General features: G+C 68.3%; 11 protein-coding genes. All 11 read left to right on the top strand.

The annotated features are described in order from the left end of the window. Positions 1–60 precede the first annotated feature (60 nt). The 11 genes from secY to ABT304_RS11250 all read left to right on the top strand — a co-directional run bounded on the left by secY (position 61) and on the right by ABT304_RS11250 (position 10,139). Positions 61–1,371, top strand: coding sequence for a preprotein translocase subunit SecY (gene secY / locus ABT304_RS11200; protein ID WP_160027016.1), 1,311 nt, complete (start codon positions 61–63; stop codon positions 1,369–1,371). Next, complete coding sequence (locus tag ABT304_RS11205) at positions 1,368–1,943, top strand: adenylate kinase (protein ID WP_160027018.1); 576 nt, start codon at positions 1,368–1,370, stop codon at positions 1,941–1,943. Before secY ends, ABT304_RS11205 begins: the two co-directional genes overlap by 4 nt. Before the next feature lie 30 nt (positions 1,944–1,973). After that, a complete protein-coding gene (map, locus tag ABT304_RS11210; protein WP_350715166.1) occupies positions 1,974–2,789 on the top strand; it encodes a type I methionyl aminopeptidase in 816 nt (271 codons plus the stop codon). Positions 2,790–2,796: 7 nt separating this feature from the next. Continuing rightward, positions 2,797–3,408, top strand: a complete 612-nt coding sequence (locus tag ABT304_RS11215) for a 4'-phosphopantetheinyl transferase family protein (RefSeq protein WP_350715168.1) — start codon at positions 2,797–2,799, stop codon at positions 3,406–3,408. A gap of 172 nt (positions 3,409–3,580) precedes the next feature. Beyond that, complete coding sequence (locus ABT304_RS11220; protein ID WP_350715170.1) at positions 3,581–4,765, top strand: enterochelin esterase domain-containing protein; 1,185 nt, start codon at positions 3,581–3,583, stop codon at positions 4,763–4,765. A 33-nt stretch (positions 4,766–4,798) separates the two neighbouring features. Further along, positions 4,799–5,833, top strand: a complete 1,035-nt coding sequence (locus tag ABT304_RS11225) for an LLM class flavin-dependent oxidoreductase (RefSeq protein WP_350715172.1) — start codon at positions 4,799–4,801, stop codon at positions 5,831–5,833. Between the two features lie 362 nt (positions 5,834–6,195). Next, the gene (locus ABT304_RS11230) at positions 6,196–7,464 is read left to right on the top strand and encodes a sensor histidine kinase (protein ID WP_350715174.1); all 1,269 of its coding nucleotides are present in this window, start codon (positions 6,196–6,198) and stop codon (positions 7,462–7,464) included. A gap of 29 nt (positions 7,465–7,493) precedes the next feature. Next, positions 7,494–7,943, top strand: coding sequence for a roadblock/LC7 domain-containing protein (locus ABT304_RS11235; RefSeq protein WP_091052410.1), 450 nt, complete (start codon positions 7,494–7,496; stop codon positions 7,941–7,943). Then, complete coding sequence (locus ABT304_RS11240; protein WP_350715176.1) at positions 7,940–8,284, top strand: DUF742 domain-containing protein; 345 nt, start codon at positions 7,940–7,942, stop codon at positions 8,282–8,284. The genes ABT304_RS11235 and ABT304_RS11240 overlap by 4 nt, the downstream gene beginning before the upstream one ends. Further along, positions 8,262–8,852, top strand: a complete 591-nt coding sequence (locus ABT304_RS11245) for a GTP-binding protein (RefSeq protein ID WP_160027033.1) — start codon at positions 8,262–8,264, stop codon at positions 8,850–8,852. The genes ABT304_RS11240 and ABT304_RS11245 overlap by 23 nt, the downstream gene beginning before the upstream one ends. Before the next feature lie 33 nt (positions 8,853–8,885). Further along, a complete protein-coding gene (locus tag ABT304_RS11250) occupies positions 8,886–10,139 on the top strand; it encodes a styrene monooxygenase/indole monooxygenase family protein (RefSeq protein WP_350715177.1) in 1,254 nt (417 codons plus the stop codon). Positions 10,140–10,343 lie beyond the last annotated feature (204 nt).

The raw sequence follows: 10,343 nt of genomic DNA on the forward strand, positions 1-10,343 counted from the left end.
CACGGGTTTTCGCATCGGCGCAGGCCCTGCGACCCCTGATTGTCGAAAGAGGAACCATTCGTGCTTGGCGCGTTCGCATCAGCGTTCCGTACTCCGGACCTGCGCAAGAAGCTGCTCTTCGTTCTCTTCATCGTCGTGATCTTCAGGGCTGGGTCCCAGATCCCGGCTCCTGGCGTTCACGTCGCGAACGTCCAGCAGTGTCTTGACGCGGCTCAGACCGGTGACAGCGCCGGCCTCTACAACCTGGTCAATCTCTTCTCCGGTGGCGCACTGCTGCAGTTGACGATCTTCGCGCTCGGCATCATGCCGTACATCACCGCGAGCATCATCCTGCAGCTTCTCGTCGTGGTGATCCCTCGCCTCGAGCGCCTCAAGAAGGAAGGCCAGGCGGGACAGACGAAGATCACGCAGTACACCCGCTACCTGACCCTCGGTCTCGCGGTCCTGCAGGCCACCGGCATCGTCGCGCTGGCCCGTTCCGGCGACCTGCTCCAGGGCTGCACCCAGCCGCTGCTGCACGACGACGGCACCGCCACCTTCCTGGTCATGGTCATCACCATGACCGCCGGCACCGCGGTCATCATGTGGCTCGGTGAGCTCATCACCGAGCGCGGCATCGGCAACGGTATGTCGATCCTCATCTTCACCCAGGTCGTCGCCACGTTCCCGGCCACCATGTGGGCGGTCAAGAACGACAAGGGCTGGTGGACCTTCGCGATCGTGATCGTCATCGGTCTGGCGATCATGGCGGCGGTCATCTTCATCGAGCAGGCCCAGCGCCGGATCCCGGTCCAGTACGCGCGCCGCATGGTCGGTCGCAAGATGTTCGGCGGCTCGTCGACGTACATCCCGCTCAAGGTGAACCAGGCCGGTGTCATCCCGGTCATCTTCGCCTCGTCGCTGCTCTACCTGCCGGCGATGGCGGCGCAGTTCAACCAGAACGCGCAGAACCCGCCGGCGTGGGTCGACTGGATCAACAACTACTTCGTCCAGGGCGACCACCCGGTCTACATGGCGACGTACTTCGCGCTGATCATCTTCTTCACCTACTTCTACGTGTCGATCACCTTCAACCCGCCGGAGGTCGCCGACAACATGAAGAAGTACGGCGGCTTCATTCCTGGAATTCGGGCCGGGAAGCCGACCGAGGACTACCTGTCCTACGTTCTGTCCCGTATCACACTGCCGGGCTCGCTCTACCTCGGTCTGGTTGCGCTCATCCCGCTGATCGCGCTGGCGCTCATCAACGCGAACCAGAACTTCCCGTTCGGTGGCACCTCGATCCTCATCATGGTCGGCGTCGCCCTCGACACGGTGAAGCAGATCGAGAGCCAGCTCCAGCAGCGCAACTATGAAGGGTTCCTCCGATGAGACTGATCATCATGGGCCCGCCGGGAGCCGGTAAGGGCACCCAGGCGAAGTTCATCGCCGAGCACTTCGAGATCCCGGCGATCTCGACCGGCGACATCTTTCGCGCCAACGTCTCCCAGGGCACGCCCCTCGGTGTCGAGGCCGCGTCCTACATGGACAAGGGAGAGTACGTCCCGGACACGATCACGAACCTGATGGTCCGCAACCGGATCGACGAGCCCGACGCGGCCCAGGGATTCCTGCTCGACGGCTACCCGCGCACGCTCGCGCAGGTCGAAGAGCTCGACGGGATGATCAAGTACACCGGCCACGCGCTGGACGCAGTGGTCGTGCTGACGGTCGACAAGGACGAGATCGTGCAGCGGCTGCTGCAGCGTGCCGAGCTCGAGGGTCGCGCCGACGACACCGAGGACGTCATCCGCCGCCGCCAGGAGGTCTACCTCGAGGAGACCGCGCCGCTGATCGAGGTCTACAAGGGTCGCGGCCTGGTCCACGAGATCGACGGCATGGGTGACGTCGACGACGTCACCAAGCGGATCTTCGACGAGCTCGACATCGTCCCTGAGTCCTGAAACAGACATCTTGTACGCAACGGGGGAGCAGTGGGCTTCTTGAACAAGGTCCAGATCAAGACCCCTGAGCAGATCGAGAAGATGCGTCGGGCCGGCCTCGTGGTCGGCGAGACGCTCGAGGTGCTCCGGGCCGCCGCGCGGCCCGGAGTCACCCTTCTCGAGCTCGACGCCATCGCCGAGGACTCGATCCGGTCCCGGGGTGGCGTGCCGTCGTTCAAGGGCTACCACGGCTTCCCGGGCTCGATCTGTGCTTCGGTCGACGAGGTCGTGGTCCACGGCATCCCCGGTTCCCGGGTGCTCCAGGACGGCGACATCATCTCGATCGACTGCGGCGCCATCGTCGATGGCTGGCACGGCGACGCCGCGATCACGGTGCCCATGGGCTCGGTGCCCGAGGAGGTCTCCGAGCTGATGCGCGTCACCGAGGAGTCCATGTGGCACGGCATCGCCGCTGCCCGCCTCGGCGGACGGGTCACCGACATCTCGCACGCCATCGAGACCTACGTCGACTCCCAGGGCGACTACGGCATCCTCGAGGACTTCAGCGGCCACGGCATCGGCACCGAGATGCACATGGAGCCGTCGGTGTTCAACTACGGCAAGCCCGGCAAGGGGCCGAAGCTGCAGCGCGGCATCGCGCTCGCCGTCGAGCCGATGCTCACCCTCGGTGGCCCCGAGGTCACCACCCTGGAGGACGACTGGACCGTCGTGACCGACGACGGCTCCTGGGCTGCCCACTTCGAGCACACCTTCGCGCTCACCTCCGACGGCGCCTGGGTGCTCACCGCTCTCGACGGCGGCGAGGAGATGCTCGGCAAGCTCGGGATGCCCTGGGGCGGTCACTGAGCCGCGCATGACCGAGATCGTGCGCTTCGCGGCAGTGGCCGAGGTCGACGCCGATCTGGGGCTGCTCTCGACCGCGGAGCGGGCGCGTCACGAGCGGCTGGTCGCCGATACGGACAAGCAGGCGTACGCCGCCGCGCACGTCCTCGTCCGCGAGTGCGCCGCGGAGCTGTTGGGCACCGTGCGCGAGGAGATCGTCATCGAGCAGCGCTGCGCTCGCTGCGACAGCACCGAGCACGGAGCCCCGTCGGTGGCCGGTGCCGCAGCGGTCCGGGTGAGCCTCAGCCACACCCGCGGCCAGGTCGCCGCGGTGGCCGCCGGACGACGCTGCGGCATCGACGTGGAGAAGGTCTCGCGCGGTCCCGACCGGGCGCTCTCGCCGCGCGAGGTGGCCTGGGTGGCGGGACAGGAGGACGCTGCGTACGCGTTCACCCGGTTGTGGGTGCGCAAGGAGGCGTTGGTCAAGGCCGGCCACGGAAGCATGGCGGCGGCGCAGCGCCTCGACGTCCTCGCCGGCGACGTCCCGGCGGAGCAACTCGGGGAGGTCCGGCTCACCCAGTGGGAGGGCTCCGGATTCCTCGGCGCGGTCGCGATCTGTGCCGACATGTGGACCGAAAACTGATAGGAAACTGAACGATTCCCGCTTACCAACGCGTTTGACTAGCGGATATGCGACATCACCTATCAGTTGACAGAGAAAGGGACCTCGGCATCTCGCGTAGGGCCCCCGACTGTGAGTAACTTGGTCAGCCCGCGGGGACAGAGAGAGCCCCGTACTCGGGAGGAAGAACCGGATGAGTACGCAGTTGCGACCACCAACGGCGGCGCGACCCAATCCATCAGCACGGACGCGGAGCGCGATCATCGACCGCCTCAGTCCTGAGGACATCGACATGTTCTGGGACCAGATCGCCACCTCGCTCCCGCTCGTCGAGGAGACGGGCGCCGGCGCCGCGGACCATGAGGTGATCGTCACCTTCTGCTGGCGCGATGACGAGGCCGAGGAGGTGCTCCTCTTCGCCAACAGGCTGACCGACGAGCGTCATCTCGCCGAGACGATGCTCGAGCGGAAGGAAGGCACCGACCTGTGGCACGCCTCGTTCCTGATGAACGGCGACTGGCGGGCCTCGTACTCCTTCCTGTGCAAGCACCCCGGCGAGCCGGCCCCGTGGGAGAGCGAGGGTCAGGTCGAGCTGCGTGCCGTGCTGCACCGCGGCTACCTCGACCCGCTCAACCCCGACTGGTGCCACAACCGGCAGGGCATCAAGCAGTCGGTCGTGTCCCTGCCCGATGCCCCGCTGCAGCCATGGCTCTTCCGCCGCGACGACGTCGTCGCCGGCACGGTGACGCTGGAAGTGGGTCCCGACGGCCGCGACGTCTGGCTCTACGACCCCGCCGGCGCCGGTCTCAACGTCGACCTGCCGCTCGTGGTCGCCCTCGACGGTGAGATCTGGACCGACCACCACTCGCTGCCGACCACGCTCGACAACCTGATCGCCGACGGCCACCTCCGCCACGTACGCTGCGTCCTGCCCGCCTCCGGCGGCCGCGACAAGCGGTGGGAGGAGCTCGCCGGCGGCGAGGGTGCCGACTACATCGTCAACCAGCTGCTGCCGTGGGTGCGCGAGCGCCGTGCGGTCTCCGAGGAGACGTACGTCGTGGGTCAGAGCCTCGGCGGCGTCACCGCGCTGCGTGCCGGCCTGACCTATCCCGAGCACATCCACGGGGTCGCCAGCCAGTCGGCCTCGCTGTGGCTCGACGACCTCGCCGACGCTGTCACGGCGGAGGCGAAGACGCGTGTGCACCTGGCGCACGGCACACAGGAGTGGGTCCTCGACGAGCTCCACCACGACCTCGTCGACCGACTCCGAGCGGCGGGGATCGACGTCACGTCCGCCGAGCACAACGGTGGCCACGACTACGCCTGGTGGCGCTCGGCCGTCGCCGACGGCCTGCGCGCGCTGCTGCCGCCGGAATAACGGACGCCCCGGGGCGGGTTGAGACTTCACGTGATGCTGAGCGTTCTCGACCTCGTCCCGGTCCGCAAGGACCAGTCCTCCGCAGATGCCCTGGCCGCGACGCTGTCGTTGGCGAAGGTGGCCGACGAGCTCGGGTTCGAGCGCTACTGGCTCGCCGAGCACCACAACATGCCGGCGGTCGGGTCGACCAACCCGCCGGTGCTGATCTCACTGGTGGCCGGCGCGACCGAGCGGATCCGGGTCGGGTCCGGGGGAGTGATGCTGCCCAACCACGCACCGCTGGTGGTGGCCGAGCAGTTCTCGCTGCTCGAGGCGGCGTTCCCGGGACGCATCGACCTCGGCATCGGCCGCGCGCCGGGGACGGACCCGGTGACCTCCTGGGCGCTGCGTCACGGCGCCGGCGGGGTGAGCGACGACGCCGTCAACCGCTTCCCGGAGTACCTCGACAACATCGTCGCGATGATGGCGCCGGAGGGCGTCGGGCTGATGGCCGGCGGTCGCCAGCACGTCCTGCATGCGACCCCGTCGGCCGCGTCGGTCGCCGAGCTCTGGCTGCTCGGTTCCTCCGACTACTCCGCGCGTCTGGCGGCCGAGAAGGGCCTGCCGTACGTCTTCGCCCACCACTTCGCGGGCAACGGCACCGACACCAAGGCGATGATCGAGCTCTACCGCTCGACCTTCCAGCCCTCCGAGCTCCTCAGCGAGCCGAAGACGTTCCTCACCGTGAACGCGAGCGTGGCCGAGACCGCCGAGGAGGCCGACCGCCGGGCGCTGCCCCAGCTGCTGACCATGCTGAAACTGCGCACCGGCCAGCCGCTGACCGCGCAGCCCAGCATCGACGAGGCCGAGAAGACGGAGATCCCCGAAGCCCACCAGGGGCTGGTCGAGACGATGCGTGGCCGTTGGATCATCGGCTCCGCCGCGTACGCGAAGGCTCGCCTGGCCGGGATGGCCGAGGAGTACGGCGTGGACGAGGTCATGGTGAACCCGGTCGGATCGGCGTACGAGGGCACGGACCCGCGCACCGCGCCGGCTCGTGAGGAGACGCTGCGCCTGCTGGCCGGCTGAGTTGGCCGGCCGCGTAGGATCGGGCGACCTCGTCGTGAGGTGACGGCGCGCCTGAGCCACTTGGGACGAGGGACCTAGGACACTGTCTGCTTCTGGGTGCGTAACTCTGCACTCGCGCACCGGTTGTGCCAGTCTGATCAACGCTCTGTTTCCTTCTCCACATTTGAAAGTGCCGCCTCATGACACGCTGGAGCCTGCGCTGGTTGAAGCGCCGGGGGCCCCAGACTGCGACGCTCGCTGAGCAGTCAGATCCGGGTCTTGCTCGCTCATTCCCTCCGACCGGGGGTCAGACCGTGCCTTTTCCGCCGGTGCCGTCGAACCCCGCCATGCCACCGATCTCCTCCATGCCACCGATCTCCTCCATGCCACCGATCTCCTCCACGCCACCTCCCCTCCAGGAGGAAGAGGACGAGGCCTGGCCCGAGATCATGGAGCAGTTCGGGCTCCACCTGATCAGCTTGGCCGAGCAGATGCGGATCTCGCTCGACGGCCTCGAGGCCGACGAGGACGACCCCGATCGGCTGAAGAAGCTCTATGAGGTCGACCACGCCGTCACCCGCATGCGGCGCGCGAGCCGCGACCTGCGTACGCTCGCCGGCCGCGCCGAGGACGAGATGGGTGGCATCGACACCTCGCTGCTGGACATCATCCGGATGGCGCTGTCGGGCATCGAGCGCTACAACCAGGTCACGATCGGCCGAGTGAGCGACCTTGCCGTCATCGGCTACGCGGCCGACGACGTCTCCTGCCTGATCGCCGCGCTGCTGGACAACGCGACCAAGTACTCCCCGGGTGCGGTGACGGTCAACGTCCACCTCGCCGACGCCGGCGACGTGCTGTTCCGCATCGAGGACACCGGCATCGGCATCCCGGAGCGGTCGGTGGGCCGCCTCAACGCGCTGCTGGCGGGCCCGATCGTGGAGCTGGTCAGCAAGTCCGGGAGCCACACCGGCTTCCCGGTGGTGCACCGGATCGCCCGCAAGTACGACATCGACGTACGCCTCGCCACCCGCCCCGCGCCCGGCAACGGGATGATCGCGATGGTGACGGTGCCGGCCCAGCTCCTGTGCGAGGTGCCGGTCACCCCGCTCGAGCCGGCCGAGCTGCCAAGGGCCTCGAGTGCGAGCAGCGTCGCGGTCCTGCCTCCCGCCCCGCGGCGGCGCGGACCCCAGTCCGCGGCGCAGCCGCCCGCGCAGCCGGTGCGGCGCGAGGCGCGACCCTCCTCGCTCCAGCCGTTGCGACGGCCGACGCCGTCGGCCGAACAGGCGCCGCAGACCGGGCAGCAGCCCGTGGTGCACCAGCCTGTGCAGCCGCCGGCGGCGCAGTTCGCACCAGCACCCAGCGAGCAGCCGTCGCCGGATCTCGCCACCGACACGATGAAGACGTCGATCCCGGTCCCCGGCGAGACGGATGGGACGGATGAGACGAATGAGGCCTCCGTGCCCGCTGAGCAGAGCAGCCCAGTAGAGTCAGGTGCGCTCCCGCGCCGGGAGCCGGTCAGCCTGCGCAGCAAGCCGGCCGTGCCCGAAGCAGCCGCTGGACCGCAGATGGATGAGTCCTCGCCCGAGGACCAGTCGGCGGCCCGGCACTCCTTCGCCGACGATCTCGACGCGTTCTCCCTTGGTAGCTAAGACCCAGCAGTGAAAGGAACCCTTTCGTAATGGAAAGCCCGGTCGTCCCCCGCGACCCCAAGGAATTCAGCTGGCTGATCGACAACTTCGCCAGCTCCACCCCCGGTGTGACCCATGCGCTCATCGTCTCCTCCGACGGACTCCCGCTGATCGGTGCCGGTGGCATGTCCGCCAACGTCGCCGACCCGCTCGCCGCGATGACGGCCGGAGTGATCAGCCTCGGCAACAACATCGCGCGCGAGGTGGGCGAGCCCGGCTGTGACCAGGTGATGCTGAAGTTCCACACCGGTCACTTCCTCTTCATGGGCATCGGTGACCTCGCGGGCTTCGCCGTCCTCGTCGGCGCCGGCGCGAACCTGGGCGTCGTCGCCCACAAGATGGCCCAGATGGTCGACGCCGTCGGCCACGTACTCACTCCCCAGATGCGCGACGAGCTGCGCCAGATGACTGTCAGCTCGATGGCGGGAGAGCGCGCGTGAGTTCGAACCCGTGGGTGCGTCCTTACGTACTGACGGGAGGCCGCACCAAGACCAAGCACCAGCTGTACGTGCACACGCTGGTCTCGGCGGCGCACTTCGACGCGCGCGCGGCCGCCAAGCTGACGCCCGAGTCGCGCCGGCTCTACGACCGCGTACGCCTCGGGCCACAGTCGGTCGCGGAGCTGTCCGCACACTGCGGGATCTCGCTCGGGGTGACGCGCGTGCTGCTCGAGGATCTTGCCTCGACCGAGCACCTGCAGATCAATGAGGGGGCTTACGACTCCCCGTTCGACCACCGTCTGTTGAAGAGAGTTATCGATGGCCTTTCCGAGCTCGGCTGACCGCCCGGCACTGACCGTCACCTCTGCAAAGCTCGTGATCGCGGGAGGGTTCGGCGTCGGGAAGTCGACCCTGGTCGCGTCGGTCTCAGAGATCCCGCCGGTCAACACCGAGGCGTGGATGACGCAGGCCGGCGAGTCGGTGGACCCGCTCTCGGACGCGAGCGCCAAGACGACCACCACGGTCGCGATGGACTTCGGCCGGGTCACCCTCGCCCCCGACCTGCTGCTCTACCTGTTCGGCACCCCGGGCCAGCCCCGGTTCTGGCCGATGTGGGACGACCTGTGCCGCGGTGCCAGCGGTGCCGTCGTACTCGTCGACACCCGCCAGCTCGACGCGTCCTTCCCCGCGGTCAACTACTTCGAGAACGACAGCGACGTCCCGTTCATCGTGGCGGTCAACCTGTTCGACGGGAAGCTGACCCACTCCCTGGAGAAGGTGCGCGACGCGCTCTGCCTCGACGAGCGGACGCCACTGGTGACCGTGGACGCCCGCGACCGCAGGTCGACGGCCAAGACGTTGGTCGCCTGCCTGTCGCACACGATGAAAACCACCCCCACACGCGCCTGAGCCCGGAGGCGTACCCACTCCGAAGGAGTTTCATTGCGCAAGATCCTGATCGTCGGCGCCGGACAGGCGGGCATGCAGCTCGCTCTCAGCCTCCAGGCCGAGGGCTACGAGGTGACGGTCATGTCCGCGCGTACGCCCGATGAGCTGCGCGACGGCTGGCCGATGTCGACGCAGGTCATGTTCGACCCTGCGCTGCAGTACGAGCGCGTCTACGACCTCAACCTGTGGGAGGACGAGGCGCCCCGCATCCCCGCGGTCGGCATCTCGGTCAGCCCGGAGCCCGGAGTCCGTGCGCTCAAGTTCGACGGGCCCTGGGAGCCGTACGCCATGTCCGTCGACCAGCGCCTGAAGATGTCCTCGTGGCTGGAGCTGTTCGAGGACCGGGGCGGCCGGATCATCTACCACCCGGTGATGACCTCCGACCTGGCCGGCCTCGCGTCGATGTACGAGCTGACCCTGATCGCGGCCGGCAAGGGCGAGATCGTCGAGCTCTTCGACCGCGACCCGGTCCGGTCCAAGTACGACACCCCCGGCCGTGCGCTCTCGGCGATCTACCTCCACGGCATGGTCGAGCCCGACGACTTCCCGGCCGGGAGCATGCGGATCAACGTCGCTCCCGGGGTGGGGGAGCTGTTCGTGATCAGCGCCCTGACCCAGTTCGGGCCGAGCCGGGTCGCGTTCGTCGAGGCGATCCCCGACGGTCCCTTCGACTGCTTCTGGGACCGCCCCCGCCCCGATGAGCACCTGCGCCGGCTGCAGCACGTGATGCTCGAGCACATGCCGTGGGAGGGCGAGCTGATGCGCGACTGCGAGCCCACCGACGCCCGCGCCTCGCTCTCGGGCGCCTTCACCGGCACGATCCGCAAGCCGTACGCCGAGGTCGCGGACGACACCTTCGTCTTCGGCATGGGTGACGTCGTCGTGGTCAACGACCCGATCGCGGGGCAGGGCTCCAACAACGCCGCCCACTGCGCCGGGATCTACACGCAGGCGATCCTCGAGCGCGGCGACCGGCCGTTCGACCCCGAGTGGATGCAGGCCACCTTCGAGACCTTCTGGGAGACGCGTGCGCAGCACTCGACCGGTCTGACCGACGCGCTGCTCAACCCGCTTCCCGACCACGTGCAGCAGGTGCTCGGCGCGGCCACACAGCACCAGGCGGTGGCGGACCGGTTCACCCGGCTGTTCCCGCACCCCGAGGACCTCGGACCGTTCCTCGGCGACCCGGAGGCGGCGCTCGCGTACGTCGCGGAGGTCGCTCAGGCGGACGCGGCCACCCGGGCTTGACGATTAGGGCATTGCTGTTCTAGGGGTCTAGGCTTGGTAGTCGGTCCAACGTGGGTCTGTCTCGTCGTGCCTCGCGGCTGCCCGGTCAGCGCGCTTCTGTGCGCTCGCGGGTGAGACATGCAGATGGCTTCACGAGGTCCACTCCGAGTTTTCGGAGAGGTTCCCGGACCGCCCGCGGGTCATCCGATCCGTGGTTTGAACGGT

Source organism: Nocardioides sp. NPDC000445 (genome assembly GCF_040300245.1).
GTDB lineage: Bacteria > Actinomycetota > Actinomycetes > Propionibacteriales > Nocardioidaceae > Nocardioides.

Coding starts and splice junctions, on each gene's coding strand:
- ABT304_RS11205 (WP_160027018.1), top strand. CDS start 1,368: ATGAGACTGATCATCATGGGCCCGCCGGGAGCCGGTAAGGGCACCCAG.
- ABT304_RS11215 (WP_350715168.1), top strand. CDS start 2,797: ATGACCGAGATCGTGCGCTTCGCGGCAGTGGCCGAGGTCGACGCCGAT.
- ABT304_RS11220 (WP_350715170.1), top strand. CDS start 3,581: ATGAGTACGCAGTTGCGACCACCAACGGCGGCGCGACCCAATCCATCA.
- ABT304_RS11225 (WP_350715172.1), top strand. CDS start 4,799: ATGCTGAGCGTTCTCGACCTCGTCCCGGTCCGCAAGGACCAGTCCTCC.
- ABT304_RS11230 (WP_350715174.1), top strand. CDS start 6,196: ATGCCACCGATCTCCTCCACGCCACCTCCCCTCCAGGAGGAAGAGGAC.
- ABT304_RS11235 (WP_091052410.1), top strand. CDS start 7,494: ATGGAAAGCCCGGTCGTCCCCCGCGACCCCAAGGAATTCAGCTGGCTG.
- ABT304_RS11245 (WP_160027033.1), top strand. CDS start 8,262: ATGGCCTTTCCGAGCTCGGCTGACCGCCCGGCACTGACCGTCACCTCT.